Origin of the sequence: Streptomyces sp. NBC_01485 (assembly GCF_036227125.1) — a bacterium.
Taxonomy (GTDB): Bacteria; Actinomycetota; Actinomycetes; order Streptomycetales; family Streptomycetaceae; genus Streptomyces.
In genome coordinates, this window is record NZ_CP109435.1 from 738,759 (window position 1) to 754,955 (window position 16,197).

A 16,197-nucleotide genomic window follows, 5' to 3' on the forward strand; every position below is an offset into this window, starting at 1 on the left:
CCTCCGTCTCGGAGGCGCGTCCAGATCACACGACAGGCTCGCCTCCGACCGGTCCGCGACCCGCCGCGATCACACGCGGCGGGGTTGACCCGCACCGATCATCAGGCGAGCCTTTCCGCAACGGCAGGCGGGAGTTGAGCATGCTCGACGGTTGGGTGCCCTGGCCCGAGTCCCTGGCGGAGCGGTACCGGGCCGAGGGGTTCTGGCAGGGCCGTCCGCTGGACCGGCTGCTGCGGGACCGGGCCGAGCGCGATCCGGGGCGCACGGCGCTCGTGGACGCGGACGGCGACCGGTGGACGTACGCGGAACTGGACGCGCGCGCCGACCGCACAGCCGCCGGCCTCCGCCGCCTCGGCATCGGCACGGGCGACCGGGTAGTCGTCCAACTCCCCAACACCGACGCCTTCGTGGTGCTGTTCTTCGCGCTGCTGCGGGCGGGCGCGGTGCCCGTCCTGACGCTGCCCGCGCACCGCGAGAGCGAGATCGTGCACGTCGCCGGGACCGCGGGCGCCGTCGCGTACGCCATCCCCGACGTGCACGACCGCTTCGACCACCGCACGCTCGCCCGCGCCCTGCGCAAGGCGGTGCCCTCCGTCGCGCACGTCCTGGTGGCCGGGGACCCGGCGGAGTTCACCGCCCTCGCGGACGTCGACGCCGCGCCCTGCCCGCTGCCGGTGCCGGACCCGTCCGACGTGGCGGTGCTGCTGCTGTCCGGCGGCACCACCGGCAAGCCGAAGCTGATCCCGCGCACGCACGACGACTACGCCTACAACGTCCGGGCCAGCGCGGAGGTCTGCGGCTTCGACGAGACGACCGTGTACCTGGTGGTGCTGCCCACCGCGCACAACTTCGCCCTCGCCTGCCCCGGGCTGCTGGGCACCCTTCTGGCCGGCGGCACGGTCGTCCTCTCCCCGACCCCCAGTCCCGAGGACGCCTTCGCGCTGGTCGAGCGGGAGGGGGTCACCGCCACGGCCGTCGTCCCGCCGATCGCGCTGCTCTGGCTGGACGCGGTGGAGTGGGAGGACGCCGACCTGTCCTCGCTGCGGCTGCTCCAGGTCGGCGGCTCCAAGCTGGGCGCCGAGCCCGCCGCCCGGGTCCGGCCCGCCCTCGGCTGCACCCTCCAGCAGGTCTTCGGCATGGCCGAGGGACTGCTCAACTACACGCGCCTGAACGACCCCGAGGAGCTGGTGCTGCACACCCAGGGCCGGCCGCTCTCCCCCGGCGACGAGATCAGGGTCGTCGACCCGGACGGCCACGACGTACCGCCCGGCGCCACCGGCGAGCTGCTCACCCGTGGCCCCTACACCCTGCGCGGCTACTACCGGGCGCCCGAGCACAACGCCCGCTCCTTCACCCCGGACGGCTTCTACCGCACCGGCGACCTCGTCCGGGTGCTGCCCTCGGGCCATCTCGTCGTCGAGGGGCGGGAGAAGGACCAGATCAACCGGGGCGGCGACAAGATCTCCGCCGAGGAGCTGGAGAACCACCTCCTCGCCCACCCCGGCGTGCACGACGCGGCCGTGGTCGGCATGCCCGACGCGACGCTCGGCGAACGCACCTGCGCCTATCTCGTGCCGCGCGGACAGGCCCCGACCCAACGGGAGTTGTCGGCGTTCCTCACCGAACGCGGCGTGGCCGCCTACAAGTTGCCCGACCGGGTGGAACTCACCGACACCCTCCCCCGCACCTCCGTCGGGAAGACCGACAAGAAGGCGCTGGGGCACCGGATCACCGAACTCCTGCGCGCGGAGGGCCCCGTTGGCGGCTGATCCGGGCGGCGCCACCGCCACCGTACGACCACCTGGGCGACCGCCCGGGCGCGGCCGGGCCGCCACCCGCACCCTCGCCGTGCTCGGCTCGCTGCTCCTGCTGCTCGTGGCCGTGCTGCTCAGCCTGGCGGTCGGCTCGCGCTCGCTGGCGCCGTCCACCGTGCTGGACGCCCTGCTGCACGACGACGGGTCGATCGCGGCGTCCGTGGTGTGGGACGTACGGGTGCCCCGCACCGTCGCCGGCGTCGCGGCCGGCGCCGCCCTCGGTGTCGCGGGCGCCCTGATCCAGGCGCTGACCCGCAACCCGCTGGCCGATCCCGGGCTGCTCGGCATCAACGCGGGCGCCGCCACCGGGGTGGTGTTCGCCCTCACCGCGTTGGGCCTGACCAGCACGTGGGCGTCGGTGTGGTTCGCGATGGCCGGCGCGGTGGTCGCCGGACTGCTCGCCTACTCGCTGGCCTCCGGCGGGCGCGGCGGGGCCACCCCGGAACGGCTCGCGCTGGGCGGGGCCGTGGTCACCGCCGTGTTCACCGGCGTCGGCCAGACGCTGATGCTGCTCGACGCCCAGGCGCTGGACCAACTGCGCTTCTGGAGCGTGGGCTCGCTCGCCCGCGCCGACGGCGAAACGCTCGCCGCCCTCATGCCGTTCGTCGGAGCCGGCCTGCTGCTGGCCCTGTCGCTGGTGCGGCCGCTGAACGCGATGGCGCTCGGCGACGAGTCCGCCCGCGCCCTGGGCGCCCACCTGAACCGGACCCGCTTCCTGGGGCTGCTGGCGGTGACGCTGCTGTGCGGCGCGGCGACCTCGGCCGTCGGCCCGCTGGTCTTCGTCGGCCTCGCCGTCCCTCACGTGGCCCGCATGATCGCGGGCGCCGACCAGCGCTGGACGCTGCCGCTGTCCATGCTGCTCGCGCCCTCGCTGCTGCTGCTCGCCGACGTCCTCGGCCGGGTCGTCGTACGCCCCGACGAGCTCGACGCGGGCGTGGTCACGGCGGTGGTCGGCGCCCCGGTGTTCATCGCGCTGGTCCGCCACCGCAGAGTGGTGGCGGTGTGACGGTGACCGGCCCGCCCACGGAGACCGCGCCCACCGCCCGCCGGGCCCGGGTCGTCCGCAGCCGCTCCCACCGCCTCTCGGTGCGGGTGGAGGTCCGGGCGTTCACGGTCTGTCTCGTGGTGCTCGCCCTCACCGCCGGGATCGGCGTCCTCGCCCTGGGCACCGGCGAGTACCCGGTCTCCCCGGCGGACGTGGTGCGCACCCTGCTGGGCAACGGCAGCAGGCGCACGGACTTCGTGGTGAACCAGCTACGGCTGCCCCGGCTGCTGACCGGCATCCTGGTGGGGGCCGCGCTCGGGCTCAGCGGAGCCCTCTTCCAGAGCCTGACCCGCAACCCGCTGGGCAGCCCGGACCTCGTCGGCTTCACCTACGGCTCGGCCACCGGCGGTCTGCTCGTCGTGCTGACCGTGGGCGGCACCGGCGGGCAGATCGCGGCGGGCGCGGTGGGCGGCGGCCTGCTCACCGCCCTGCTGGTGTACGTCCTCGCCTGGCGGCACGGCATCCACGGCTACCGCCTCGTCCTGGTCGGCATCGGGGTGAGCGCCCTGCTCCAGGGGGTCAACGCCTATCTGCTCGCCAAGGCCCGTTTCACGCAGGCCGCGCAGGCCATGGTGTGGCTCAACGGCAGCCTCAACGGCCGGGGTTGGCAGGACGTCCGGCCCGTCGCCCTCGGGCTCCTCGTGCTGCTGCCGCTCGTCGCGCCGGCGGCGGGCCGGCTGAAGGTCCTGGAGATGGGCGACGACGTGGCGGGCGGCCTCGGGGTGCCCGTGCAGCGCACCCGCCTGGCGTTGCTGGTGCTGGCCACGGCGGCCTGCGCGGTGGCCACGGCGGCGGCCGGCCCGATCCCGTTCGTGGCCCTCATCGCCCCCCAGCTGGCCCGCCGCCTCACCCGTGTCGCCGGCCCCAACCCGGCCGCCGCCACCTGCACCGGCGCGCTGCTCGTCGTCAGCGCGGACTTCGCGTCCCAACGCGTCCACGAGGCGGCCCAGTTGCCGGTGGGCGTGGTGACGGCGGTGGTCGGCGGGCTGTATCTGGGGCTGCTGCTGCGCCGCCAGCGGCGGGCCGGGCGGATCTGAGGCGGCAGGCCGCCGGAGGGCCTCCGGCAGCCTGCCGTGGGTGAACTACGCGTCGGCGTGGGCGAGTTCTATGTCGTGGTCGTCCACGTCGCCGCCGCCGAGGCTGACGCCGGTCGCCCGGGGCGGATAGCCGGTCGCGATGACGGTGTACGGGCCGCCGTCCAGGTCGGAGAACGCGTACGCCCCGTCGCGCCCGGTCCTGGCGGTCGCGACGACGTTCCCCGCGGCGTCGACCAGGGTCACCCGCGCGTCGCCCAGCGGAGCGCCCGCGCCGCGCACGGTGCCCCGCACCTGCGCGCCGGCCCGCAGCTCCACGTCGACCCGGGTGACACCGGTGACGCGGATCTCCACGGGCAGGGCCAGCGGGCGGTGCTTGGGCGAGCTGACCGCGAGGGTCACGGGCCCGGGCACCAGGTCGGCGACGGAGAACTCGCCTATGCCGTCGGTCTGCGTGGTGGCCAGCACGTCGCCGCGGACGTCGGTGAGGATGACCACCGCCCCGGCGACCGGCACCCCGCCGTCCGCGGTCCGCACCACACCGGCCAGCCCGCTGGAACCGCTGAGCAGCACGTCGTACGTCACCGGCGTCGCCCCGACCACCACCGTCGTCGCCTGCGGCTGATGGCCGTCGGCGGAGGCGATGAGCACGTACGTGCCCTCCCCGGGCGCCTCGACGGCGTAGACGCCGTCCGCCTCGGCGACCGCCCGGCTCAACTGCCGTCCGTCCAGCGAGATCAGCGTCACCGCCGCCCCGCCCACCGGCACGCCCTCCGCGCCCCGCACCTGCCCGCGCACCGGGTGCCCGCCACCGGCCGGACCGCCATCGCCCGGACGGCCGTCGGTCAGCCCCGGCACCGTCGCCACGAGCTCCGCGACGGCGCGGGCCAGCGGCACGGCGAGGGCGGCGCCCACCGCCTGCTCGTCCGGTGCGCCGGCCTGTTCCACGGCCACCGGCTCCGTGACGGTCTCCTTGGCCGCCGTCCGCTGCCGCGGGAGGAACGCGGCGACGAGAAGCGCGAGGAGTGCCGCGCCCGCGCCGACGGCCATGACGACCTTGAAGCTGTTCTCCGAGGGCAGCACGGTGGTGCCGAAGGGGGTGGTCATCCGGGCCAGGATCACACCGGCGACGGCGCTGGCACTGGTGGTGCCGATGGACCGCATCAGGGTGTTGAGGCTGTTCGCGGCGGCCGTCTCGGAGGGGTCCACTGCGCCCATGATGAGCGCGGGCATGGCCCCGTAGCCGAACCCGATGCCGGCGCCGACGACGCAGGAGACCAGGACGAGCTGCCACACCGCGTCCATCAGCACGATGCCGAGGCCGTAGCCCACGGCGACGACGACGGCGCCCAGCATCAGCGTCACCTTCGGGCCCCGCGCCTTGGAGACCAGCGCGGAGAGGGGCGCGGTGGCCATCATCACCAGCCCCGTGGGGGCCATGACCAGGCCGACGGCCAGTAGCGACCTACCCAGACCGTAGCCCGTCGCCTCGGGCAGTCGCAGGAGTCGGGGCAGGACCAGGGACATCGCGAACATGGAGAAACCGAAGGCCGTCGAGGCGAGGTCGGTCACCAGCACCTGACGGCGGGCGGTGGTCCGCAGGTCCACCAGGGGGTCCCCGACCCGCAGTTCGAACAGGCCCCACAGCAGCAGGACGACGACCGCCGCGCCGAAGAGCCCGAGGGTGGTGGCGCTGCCCCAGCCCCAGTCGGCCCCCTTGGAGATCGCCAGCAGCAGACAGACCAGCCCGGCCGCCATGCCGAGAGCGCCGACCAGGTCGAAGCGTCCGCCCGAGCGCACCTTCGACTCGGGCACGAACAGCGGGACGAGCACGACGGCGACCACACCGAGGGCGGCCGACGTCCAGAACAGCATGTGCCAGTCGAAGTGGTCCGCGATGAGCGCGGCGGCGGGCAGCCCCAAGGCGCCGCCGACGCCGAGGGAGGCGCTCATGAGGGCGGTCGCCGAACCGAGCCGCTCGGCGGGCAGTTCGTCGCGCATGATGCTGATGCCGAGCGGGACGACCCCGCAGGCGAGTCCTTGCAGGCCCCGGCCCACGATCATCAGCGGGAGCCCGTCGCTGAGGGCGGCCGTGACCGATCCGGCGATCAGCGGGAACAGGCTGACCAGCAGCATGCGGCGCTTGCCGTACATGTCGCCGAGCCGGCCCATGACGGGGGTGGCGACGGCGGCCGCGAGAAGCGTGGCGGTGACCGCCCAGACGGCGTCCGAGGCCGGGGCGTCCAGCAGCTTCGGCAGCTCCGGGACGATCGGGATCACCAGGGTCTGCATCAGCGAGACCACGATCCCGCCGAAGGCGAGCACCGCCACGACGAGGCCGGGCCGCGGTGCGGCAGGCCCCTCCCCCGTCTCCGTCTCCGCAGACCGGGGTTGCGCATGGGACATAGTCGGGGCCTCCGTGGGGGATGCGGTTCTGCACGACTGCGGAGCATCGTATGCCCACTTGATTGACTCAAGCAGCTAGCGCTTTCGGTGCGCGGAGCCTGAAGAAACCGGGCAGAAGGAGCAGGCAGAAGGGGACCGGACAGGAGGCCCCTCCTGCCCGGTCTCACACGGCCGTCAGCCCACGGTTTCGGGCGGCTCCGCTACAGCGCGCGCTCCAGGTGGTCCGCCACCAGCTTCACGAACCGTCCGGGCTCCTTGGGCCGCCCGCCCTCGGCGAGGACCGCCAGGCCGTGCAGCAACTCGGCGGTGTCGGCGAGCCCCGCGTGGTCCTCGCGCTCCTTGTAGGCCTGGTTGAGGCCCTTCACGAGCAGGTGGTCGGGGTTGAGTTCGAGGATCCGCAGGGCGCGCGGCACCTCCTGCCCCATCGCGCGGTACATGTTCTCCAGCGCCGGGGTGAGGTCGTGCGCGTCGGAGACGATGCACGCCGGGGACACGGTGAGACGGGACGACAGCCGCACCTCCTTGACGTCCTCGGCCAGTTGCTCCTTCATCCAGCCGAGCAGCGCGGCGTACTCCTCACCCTGCTTCTCCCGCTCGCCGTCGGCCTTCTCGTCGTCCTCGCCGCCGAGGTCGACCTCGCCCTTGGCGACGGACCGCAGCGGCCTGCCGTCGAACTCGCCCACCGCGTCGACCCACACCTCGTCGACCGGGTCGGTGAGCAGCAGGACCTCGATGCCCTTCGCCGAGAACGCCTCCATGTGCGGGGAGTTCTCGATGCTCTGCCGGGACTCGCCGGTCAGGTAGTAGACGGCGTCCTGCCCGTCCTTCATCCGCTCCACGTAGCTCTTCAGCGTGGTCGGCTCGTCCTCGCTGTGCGTGGTCGCGAACGAGGAGACCGCGAGGAGGGTGTCGCGGTTGTCGGAGTCGGACAGCAGCCCCTCCTTCAGGACGGCGCCGAACTCCCGCCAGAACGTGGCGTACCGGTCGGGGGCCGCGGTCATCATGTCCTTGACCGTCGACACGACCTTCTTGGTGAGCCGGCGCTGCATCATCTTGATGTGCCGGTCCTGCTGGAGGATCTCGCGGGAGACGTTCAGCGAGAGGTCCGCGGCGTCGACCACGCCCTTGACGAAGCGCAGGTACGGCGGCAGCAGCGCCTCGCAGTCGTCCATGATGAAGACGCGCTTCACATAGAGCTGCACACCGCGCTTGTAGCCCTGGTTGTACAGGTCGTGCGGGGCGTGCGACGGGACGAACAGCAGCGCCTGGTACTCGAAGGTGCCCTCCGCCTGGAGCCGGACGGTCTCCAGCGGTTCACGCCAGTCGTGGCTGATGTGCTTGTACAGCTCGTGGTACTCGTCGTCGGACACCTCGTCGCGCGGACGCGCCCACAGGGCCTTCATCGAGTTCAGCGTCTCGGGTTCAGGCACGGTGTCGGCGGTTTCGGAGGCGTCGGCGGTGTCGGCGGTCTTGGAGGTGTCGCCGCCGGGCGCCGTCGGGACCATCCGGATCGGCCAGGTGATGAAGTCCGAGTAGCGCTTGACGATCTCCTTGATCGTCCAGTCCGAGGTGTAGTCGTGCAGTTGGTCGTCGGAGTCGGCGGGCTTGAAGTGCAGCGTGACCGTCGTGCCCTGCGGCGCGTCGTCCACCCGCTCCAGCGTGTACGTGCCCTCACCGCGCGACGACCAGCGGGTGCCGTGGCTCTCGCCGGCGCGCCGGGTCAGCAGCGTCATCTCGTCGGCCACCATGAAGCCGGAGTAGAAGCCGACGCCGAACTGCCCGATGAGCCCCTCGGCCCCTGCCTCCTCCTGGGCCTCCCGCAGCTCCTGCGCGAACTTCGCCGTACCCGAGTTGGCGATCGTGCCGATGAGCCGGCCGACCTCCTCGTACGACATTCCGATGCCGTTGTCCCGCACCGTCAGGGTGCGGGCCTCGGCGTCGGTCTCGAGGTCGATGTGCAGGTCGGAGACGTCCGCGTCGAGCGCGTCGTCCCGCAGCGCGGCGAGGCGCAGCTTGTCCAGCGCGTCGGAGGCGTTGGAGACGAGCTCGCGAAGAAAGACGTCCTTGTTCGAGTAGACCGAGTGGATCATCAACTGCAACAGCTGACGGGCCTCTACCTGGAACTCAAACGTTTCGGTCGACATGGCTGGCGTGTTCCTCACAGGTTCCGGGGTCTCCTGGACTGGCGAGAGCAACTGTAAAACACCAAGTCAGGGTGGAGTGCCCCCTGTTCTACGCCGTCCTCTTCGAACCCCTACAACCCCCTACCCCTTCGGACTCGTCCGCACGGCCGGGCGCCGTCAGCGCATGAGCGCGCCGCGGAGCGTGAGGCCGTAGCCGACGCGCAGCCGCCGCAGCTCCCACAGGGCCACCGCGGTGACCGACAGCGGGGCGCCCAGCACGAGCCCGATCCGCACCGGTACCGGCGCGCCCTCGTACGCCCCGGTGACCAGGTCGAGCAGTGCCATCTCCCATACGAGCACCAGCGCCAGCAGCGGCGGGACCGTCTCGTGCATGTCGGCGGTGCGGAAGACGTGCACCAGGGACAGTCCGACGCCGTAGATCACGAACGGGAGGATCCAGACGATCGCGAACAGTGTGACGAGGACGGTGACCACCGTCATCACGGGGTTCGTGGCGAACCGCCCGTCGACGAAACCGGTGAGCACGAACGCCGGGAACACGGCCACCGCGGCGATGATCGCCACGATCGAGCCGAACGGCTTGGCCGCCCGCCGCAGCAACTCCCGCCGGGCCGGCGGACGGGCAACGCCGATCAGCACGCCGACGACCACCGGGAAGGTCACCGCCAGAACGAGGACGTTGTTCCATGACTGATCGACGCGGTCGCTCGCGAAATCCCCCACGGACCGGGCGAGTCGGTAAGACACCATCACCCACACCACGGCGGCCAGACCGACGCCGGTACGGATCTTCTGCATCCGGGCGACCACCGGATCGTCGACCCGCCCCGGCCGCGACGGCCGAAAGACCTTACGCCCGACGGCGATCGGACCGACGGCCCGCCACAGCCGCCGGAACAGCCCCACGCGCGGCACGGGCGGCGGCACCGGCGGCGGTCCGTAGGGCTGGTGCGGCTGATACGGCTGGTTCGGCTGATACGGCTGCTGGTAAGGGTCGTACGGTGGCCGGCCGCCCTGCTGGTTCCAGGCGTTCATGTAGCGGGCTCCCCCGAGTCACGGCTGATGTGCTGCTGCGCTGATGTGCTGAATGTGTTGATGGCGCTGATGAGTTGGCGAACTGACGGGCTTAAGCGACAGACGCGTCGCGGAAGTTTAGTGGTCGCACCCGCGCATGCCGGAGATACCCGGAAATCAGCGCGGAATCTCCTCCACCTCCGCGAAGCCTTCTATCCCGCTCCACCGAAGCCGGGTCAGCGACTGCGTGGAAGCCTCGCTGAAGACCAACTGCCGTACACCGTCCACGGCGACGACCTTCTCCCAGCCGTCGAAGTCCTCGGTGAGCTCGGTGTCCCAGCGGGACAGGTCACCGACGCCGACCGCGGCGATCGACTCCGTCGGCGGTTCGCCGTCGTAGCAGTAGTCGCCCCAGTCCGCGACGACCGCGACCGTCCCGCCGAACGCCTTGAGCGTGAGGCTCTGGCACCGATCCGTCGCGGTCGCGTACACCACACGCGGCGCGCTCCACGCTCCCGCACCCGCGCCCCGGTGCCGCTCGACGAGCCCACGCCCGGCGACGTACGACATGCCCACGCGTCGGCCGTCGGACAGCTCGATCTCCTCGTCGAACCGGGGGGTGGAGGGGGACGGCGAGGCAACCGTGCCGGTGGCCGAGGGCGCGGCTGTGGCCGCCCCTCCGCTGTCTCCGGGTCCGCCGCAGGCCACCACGACACCCCCCATCAGCGCCGTCCCCACCAGGGCCCACCGCCGGTCTCCGTACATTCGCATCCCCCCATGTTCCCGAACGACCTCACCCACGGCTGACGCGAGCCCCTTGTTCGGCTCGGGGCAACGCCCTAGCCTCATTTAGTGCCGCTAATAAACAAAACCCGAACGCACAACGCCGTGCCGGGCGACGGCGACCACCTCATCCGCCTCCGCATCGCCCTGACCGTCTTCTTCGCCCTCGACGGCTTCATCTTCGCCGGATGGGTCGTCCGCATCCCCGCCATCAAGCACCAGACCGGCGCCTCCCCCAGCACCCTCGGTCTCGCGCTCCTCGGTGTCTCCGCGGGCGCGGTGATCACGATGATGTTCACCGGGCGCCTCTGCCATCGCTACGGCAGTCACCCGGTCACCGTGGTCTGCGCGGTCCTGCTCTCCCTCAGCGTCACGCTTCCCCCACTCACCCACTCCGCCACCGCACTCGGCGCCGTCCTGTTGCCATTTGGCGCTGCCTACGGCGGGATCAACGTCGCGTTCAACAGCGCCGCCGTCGATCTGGTCGCGGCGCTGCGCAGGCCGATCATGCCCACCTTCCACGCGGCCTTCAGCCTGGGCTGCATGATCGGCGCCGGTCTCGGCGGCCTGGTCGCGGGCTCCCTGTCCCCCACGCGCCATCTGCTGGGCCTCGGGATCATCGGCCTGCTCGTCACCGCGCTCACGGCACCCACGCTGCTCCGGCACGAGCCACCACGCCCACCCGAACAAGCCGGACAGACCATCGCCGGCCCCGATGCTCCGGCCCCCGCGAAGGCAGCCCCGCACCGCCTCACCACCCGCACCCGCACCCGCACCCGCCGCCTTGTCGTCGTCTTCGGCCTGATCGCCCTCTGCACGGCCTACGGCGAAGGAGCCCTCGCCGACTGGGGCGCGCTGCACCTGCAACAGGACCTGGGCTCCTCCGCCGGGGCCGCCGCGGCCGGTTACTCCTGTTTCGCGCTGGCCATGACGGTCGGCAGACTCACCGGCACCACCCTCCTCGAGCGGCTCGGCCGCACCCGCACGGTGGTCACCGGCGGCGCGGTCGCGGCGGCCGGGATGCTGCTCGGCTCCCTCGCCCCGGCCCTGTGGGCGGCGCTGCTGGGCTACGCGATCGCGGGACTCGGCCTGGCCAACCTGTTCCCGGTGGCCGTCGAACGCGCGGGCGCCCTGGCCGGCCCGAGCGGAGTCGCCGTCGTCTCGACGCTCGGCTACGGCGGCATGCTCCTGGGCCCGCCCGCCATCGGCTTCATGGCCGACTGGTTCTCCCTGTCAGCCGCCCTCACCAGCGTGGCGGCCCTGGCCGCAGTGGCCGCGGCGATCGGCCTCGCCACCCGCCGGGCAACGGCCGACTGAGCACACCACCACGGCTCCCCCTCATCCCTCACCCCCTCCCTCACCGCCCCTCGCCCACACTCCATCCTGCAGACTCCCCCCATGGAGACTGCCGAGTTCATCCACATCCTCGACCGCGAGGGCCGGTCGCTGGCCGCCGCCGCGGCGGAGGCCGGCCCCGAGGCGAAGGTGCCGACCTGCCCGGAGTGGCAGGTCAGGGACCTGTTGCGGCACACGGGCGCCGTGCACCGCTGGGCGACGTCGTTCGTGGCCGAGGGCCACCCTTCGTTCCGTCCCTTCGACGAACCGCCGGACCTCGACGGCGACCCGCTGCTGAACTGGTTCCGCGAAGGACACGGACGGCTCGTCGACACCCTGTCCGCCGCCTCGCCCGACCTGCTGTGCTGGCAGTTCCTGCCCGCGCCGTCACCGCTCGCGTTCTGGGCCAGACGGCAGGCGCACGAGACGGCCGTGCACCGCGTGGACGCGGAGTCGGCCCGTGGCCGGATACCCGAGGAGATCGCCCCGGAGTTCACCGCCGACTTCGCGGCGGACGGCGTCGACGAGCTGCTGCGCGGCTTCCACGCGCGCGCCGGGAGCGGGGTGCGCACCGAGGAGCCCCGGGTCCTGCGGGTGCGGGCGACGGACACGGCCGACGCCGTGTGGACCGTACGCCTGTCGTCGGAGCCGCCCGTGACGGTGCGCGACGCCGAAGGGGACGCCGACTGCGAGGTGTCCGGACCGGCGGCGCTGCTCTACCTGTCACTGTGGAACCGCCTGCCGCTGCCCACCGCCACCGGGGACGACTCGCTGGCGCGGCTGTGGCGGGAGACGTCCGCCGTGAACTGACAGGCCGCCGACGTCAGTTCGTCAGCATCCTGGTCAACACCGCGCGCTGCACCGGCCGTACGTCGCCGTGCAGCGCGCGCCCCTTTCCCGTGAGCGCCACCCGGACGCCCCTGCGGTCCTCCGAGCACATGTGGCGCTCGACGAGATCGTCCTTCTCCAGACGGGCGATGAGCCGCGACAGCGCACTCTGGCTGAGATGGACCCGGTCGGCGATCTCCTGCACCCGGTAGCTGCACGAGCCGTCCGGGGCCGCAGACTCGGCGAGGACGTCGAGCACCTCGAAGTCGCTGCCGCACAAGCCGTGTTGGTGCAGCGCCCGGTCGAGTTCGCACTGCGTGCGCGCATGCAGCGCCAGCATGTCCCGCCACTGCCCCACCAGCGCCCGCTCGGCCTCGGTCCCGCCGTTCTTCGCCGCCATGGGGCGCACCGTAGCAGAGTGTGAGATTCATTGCGCGGGAATTAAATGCGCTCGCAATCGATGCATACACATGTGCCGCCTCCGCCATGACCTATCCGCTCCCCTCCCCCACGTCCCCTCTTGCCGAGGGCCGCTGGACCGCCCGGCTGTGGGGCACCCTGCTGGTGCTGTGCCCGGCGGGGACGATTGCCTCGCCGGGCGCGCACCTGTGAGACTGGCCCGATGAGCGGTTACGGGGGACGGCGCACACAGGCCGAGCGGGACGCGATCACCGTCGAGATCGGATACGCGCTGTGCAGTGCCGTGTTCGCGGCGGCGGTGCTCTTCGGGGCGGTCGCCGGACCGGCGCTGCTGTTCGAACTGCCGGACCTGGCGGAGAAGTCGCTGCTGCGGGCGGGCCTGGTGCTCGCTCCCCTGGTGTTCACGGCCCGGGTGATCTCCGTGCTGCTCCGCTTCCGCAGGGAAGCCGGCCCGGCGGCTCAGCCCAGCCAGCCCGGCCGGACCAACCCCGACTCGTAGGCCAGGACGACCAGTTGGGCCCGGTCCCGGGCGCCCAGCTTCACCATGGTGCGGCTGACATGGGTCTTGGCGGTGAGCGGGCTGACGACCAGCCGGCGGGCGATCTCCTCGTTGGACAGGCCGATCCCGACCAGCGCCATCACCTCCCGCTCGCGTTCCGTGAGCCGCCCCAACTCGCCTGCCGTGGCAGGCTCCTTGGAGCGGGCGGCGAACTCGGCGATGAGCCGGCGCGTCACTCCCGGCGAGAGCAGCGCGTCCCCGGCGACCACCGCCCTTACGGCACGCAGGAGTTCGTCCGGCTCGGTGTCCTTGACCAGGAAGCCGGAGGCACCCGAGCGGATCGCCTCGAAGACGTACTCGTCGAGTTCGAAGGTGGTCAGCATGACCACCTTGACGTGGGACAGCGCCTCGTCGTCGGTGATCCGGCGGGTGGCGGCCAGGCCGTCGAGGAGGGGCATCCGGATGTCCATCAGGACGACGTCGGGCCGCAGTTCACGCACCGCGCGCACCGCTTCGTCCCCGTCGGCGGCCTCCCCGGCCACCTCGATGTCCGGCTGCGCGTCGAGCAGCGCCCGGAACCCCGCCCGGACCAGCGACTGGTCGTCGGCGAGCAGTACACGGATCACCGCTCCTCCCGCACTCACCGGTCCTCCCTCGCTCACTGGTCCTCCCCCGCCTCGTCGGCCGTCCGGGTCGGCAGTACGGCGAGCACCCGGAAGCCGCCGTCGGGCCGCGGCCCCGCCTCGATCGTGCCACCCAGCGCCGCGGCCCGCTCCCGCATCCCGGCGAGACCGTTGCCGCTGCCGCCCGCGTCGGCGCCGGTCGCCGGTCCGTCGTCGTCGATACGCAGCCGTAGCGTCCCGGCGGTCTGATCGAACCGCACGCGCGCGTGACGCGAGCCCGAGTGGCGTACGACGTTGGTGAGGGCCTCCTGGACGATGCGGAAGGCGGCGAGGTCGGTGTGGGGCGGCAGGCGAGGCGGCAGGCCGGTCACGTCGACGGTCAGTCCGGCCCGCGCCGCCTGTTCCACCAGTTCGGGCAGCCGGTCCAGGCCGGGGGCCGGTGCGCGCGGCGCGTCTCCCGGCGCGCGCAGGCTGTCGAGCACCTGACGCACCTCGCCCAGCGCTTCCTTGCTGGCGGACTTGATGGTGGTGAGCGCGGTGCGCGCCTGCTCCGGGTCGGCGTCGAGGAGCGCGAGGCCCACGCCCGCCTGCACGTTGATGACCGACAGACTGTGCGCGAGGACGTCGTGCAGTTCGCGGGCGATGCGCAGCCGCTCCTCGTCGGCGCGCCGCCGGGCGGCCTGGGCGCGTTCGGCCCGCTCCCGGGCCCACTGCTCGCGCCGGATCCGGGCCAGCTCCGCGACCGCCACGATCGCCACGGCCCATCCGGCGACGACGATCTCCTGCCCGAAGGGGGCGGAGTCGTCGCCGGCGGGCGGCAGCCACCGGTACAGCCAGTGCGCGACCAGCAGGTGCACGGCCCACAGCATGCCCAGCGCCGTCCAGGCGGCCCTGCGGTGCCCGGCGACGACGGCGGCGAAGCAGGCCACCGCGACGGTCAGGAACACCGGCCCGTACGGGTAGCCGGCGCCCAGGTAGAGCGCGACGGCGGCCGCCGTGCCGAACACGACGGCCACCGGGTGCCGTTGCCGCCACAGCAGCAGCCCGCAGGCGACGACCAGCAGCACGCGCGCGAAGACGTCGAGCGAGGCCCGCTCGCCCTCCTGCGCGTGGGCCGCGAAGTTCGAGCCGACAAGGACGAAGAGGGTGATCAGCACGGTCGAAGGCCAGGGCCACCGCACCGCACCCGGCCACCGCGGCGCACCCGGCCCCGGCGTCGTGCCGTCACCGCCCTCCCAGCGGCGCGGCCACGGTGGTGGCCCGTGCCGCCACCACCGCCCCGGGCCGCCGCGCCCGCGCACCTGCTCTTCGTCCATGCCCGCCACGCTAGACGTCACCGCCCGCACCGGACGTCCGCCGGGCGAGGGCACCCCCCGTACTCCCCTGGAAGTACGCGCTCCCCCGGAAGCGCACGCTCCCTTGGACGTACGCGTCGGCGCACTCGCGCGCCGGACCAGCCCTTCTAGCGCAGCCCCGCCTCATGGGCGAGCCGTGTGACCGCGTAGCGGAAGAACGGTTCGCGTTCCTCCACGACGCGGTGGAACTGTCCGAACACCTCGAAGCCGATGAGCCCGTACAACTGGGCCCAGGCCGCGACGAGTGCGGCGACCGCGCCGGGCGGCAGGTCGGGGGCGAGCTCGGCCGCCATGCGTACCGCCTCGGGGACCAGGTCGTCCGTCAGGAGCGGTACCTCCAGCCCGTGCGCCTGGTGTGCGTCGCGCACGATCTCGGCGAGGAGGAGCCCGACGCGGGCGGCGGCCGGAACGGTCGCCTGGGGCGCGCTGTAGCCGGGCACCGGCGAGCCGTAGATCAGCGCGTACTCGTGCGGATGCGCCAGCGCCCAGCCGCGCACCGCCTCGCCGACCGCGACCCAGCGCTCGACGGGAACGGCGCCGGCGACGGCGGCGTGCGCGGCCTCCGCGCTCTCGCCGAGGGAGTCGTAGGCGTCGATGATGAGTGCGGTGAGCAGGTCGTCGCGGCTCGGGAAGTAGCGGTACAGGGCGGAGGAGACCATGCCGAGCTCGCGGGCCACGGCCCGCAGCGAGAGCTTGGCGGCGCCCTCGGACGCGAGCTGTCTGCGTGCCTCGTCCTTGATGGCGGCGGTGACTTCGATCCTGGCGCGGGCGCGTGCCCCTCGAACGGTGCTGCTCATGGAGAACAGTGTTCCACGAAAACGGATCGGCGCACACAGTTCGGATCAGCGAACATGATGTGGATCGATGCACTAAACAGAGAACAGTGCTCTTGCTTTG

Annotated in this window: 15 protein-coding genes; 7 read left to right on the forward strand and 8 right to left on the reverse strand. The window is 72.7% G+C overall.

What is annotated here, in order from left to right:
• Positions 1–140 precede the first annotated feature (140 nt).
• The 3 genes from OG352_RS02960 to OG352_RS02970 are packed head-to-tail and all read left to right on the forward strand — an operon-like array spanning position 141 to position 3,896.
• Entirely contained in the window at positions 141–1,769 is a 1,629-nt protein-coding gene (locus tag OG352_RS02960) for a (2,3-dihydroxybenzoyl)adenylate synthase (RefSeq protein WP_329214012.1), read from the forward strand.
• Positions 1,759–2,820 (forward strand): FecCD family ABC transporter permease, encoded by a 1,062-nt coding sequence (locus OG352_RS02965; protein WP_329214013.1) that lies wholly within the window; start codon positions 1,759–1,761, stop codon positions 2,818–2,820. The genes OG352_RS02960 and OG352_RS02965 overlap by 11 nt, the downstream gene beginning before the upstream one ends.
• Before the next feature lie 2 nt (positions 2,821–2,822).
• Positions 2,823–3,896, forward strand: coding sequence for a FecCD family ABC transporter permease (locus tag OG352_RS02970; protein ID WP_443072471.1), 1,074 nt, complete (start codon positions 2,823–2,825; stop codon positions 3,894–3,896).
• A 45-nt stretch (positions 3,897–3,941) separates the two neighbouring features.
• Here the strand turns inward: OG352_RS02970 and OG352_RS02975 are convergent, their stop codons facing one another.
• The 4 genes from OG352_RS02975 to OG352_RS02990 all read right to left on the reverse strand — a co-directional run bounded on the left by OG352_RS02975 (position 3,942) and on the right by OG352_RS02990 (position 10,228).
• Positions 3,942–6,299, reverse strand: coding sequence for an MFS transporter (locus tag OG352_RS02975; protein ID WP_329214015.1), 2,358 nt, complete (start codon positions 6,297–6,299; stop codon positions 3,942–3,944).
• A gap of 200 nt (positions 6,300–6,499) precedes the next feature.
• Positions 6,500–8,443 carry a molecular chaperone HtpG gene (htpG, locus tag OG352_RS02980; RefSeq protein WP_329214017.1) on the reverse strand — a complete coding sequence of 648 codons (1,944 nt, stop codon included), beginning with the start codon at positions 8,441–8,443 and terminating at the stop codon, positions 6,500–6,502.
• Between the two features lie 156 nt (positions 8,444–8,599).
• The gene (locus OG352_RS02985) at positions 8,600–9,478 is read right to left on the reverse strand and encodes a hypothetical protein (protein WP_329214020.1); all 879 of its coding nucleotides are present in this window, start codon (positions 9,476–9,478) and stop codon (positions 8,600–8,602) included.
• A 156-nt stretch (positions 9,479–9,634) separates the two neighbouring features.
• Positions 9,635–10,228: a hypothetical protein gene (locus tag OG352_RS02990; protein ID WP_329214022.1), complete on the reverse strand. Its 594-nt coding sequence runs from the start codon at positions 10,226–10,228 to the stop codon at positions 9,635–9,637.
• A gap of 81 nt (positions 10,229–10,309) precedes the next feature.
• Between OG352_RS02990 and OG352_RS02995 the strand changes: the two genes are divergently transcribed.
• Entirely contained in the window at positions 10,310–11,557 is a 1,248-nt protein-coding gene (locus OG352_RS02995; protein ID WP_329214024.1) for an MFS transporter, read from the forward strand.
• 81 nt (positions 11,558–11,638) lie between these two features.
• On the forward strand, positions 11,639–12,385 hold the full coding sequence (locus OG352_RS03000) for a maleylpyruvate isomerase family mycothiol-dependent enzyme (protein ID WP_329214026.1): 747 nt from the start codon (positions 11,639–11,641) through the stop codon (positions 12,383–12,385).
• Between the two features lie 13 nt (positions 12,386–12,398).
• Here OG352_RS03000 and OG352_RS03005 read toward each other — a convergent pair whose 3' ends face one another.
• On the reverse strand, positions 12,399–12,803 hold the full coding sequence (locus tag OG352_RS03005; protein WP_329214028.1) for a MarR family winged helix-turn-helix transcriptional regulator: 405 nt from the start codon (positions 12,801–12,803) through the stop codon (positions 12,399–12,401).
• Between the two features lie 86 nt (positions 12,804–12,889).
• On the opposite strand from OG352_RS03005, the gene OG352_RS03010 reads away from it, so the two are divergent.
• On the forward strand, positions 12,890–13,015 hold the full coding sequence (locus tag OG352_RS03010; protein ID WP_329214030.1) for a hypothetical protein: 126 nt from the start codon (positions 12,890–12,892) through the stop codon (positions 13,013–13,015).
• 10 nt (positions 13,016–13,025) lie between these two features.
• Positions 13,026–13,322: a DUF6332 family protein gene (locus OG352_RS03015; RefSeq protein WP_329214032.1), complete on the forward strand. Its 297-nt coding sequence runs from the start codon at positions 13,026–13,028 to the stop codon at positions 13,320–13,322.
• On the opposite strand, the gene OG352_RS03020 is transcribed toward OG352_RS03015, so the two are convergent.
• From OG352_RS03020 to OG352_RS03030, 3 genes are all read right to left on the reverse strand, one after another.
• Entirely contained in the window at positions 13,283–13,948 is a 666-nt protein-coding gene (locus OG352_RS03020) for a response regulator transcription factor (protein ID WP_329214034.1), read from the reverse strand. The genes OG352_RS03015 and OG352_RS03020 overlap by 40 nt on opposite strands.
• Before the next feature lie 32 nt (positions 13,949–13,980).
• Entirely contained in the window at positions 13,981–15,261 is a 1,281-nt protein-coding gene (locus OG352_RS03025) for a sensor histidine kinase (protein WP_329214036.1), read from the reverse strand.
• Between the two features lie 146 nt (positions 15,262–15,407).
• Complete coding sequence (locus tag OG352_RS03030) at positions 15,408–16,097, reverse strand: TetR/AcrR family transcriptional regulator (protein WP_329214039.1); 690 nt, start codon at positions 16,095–16,097, stop codon at positions 15,408–15,410.
• Positions 16,098–16,197: the final 100 nt, after the last annotated feature.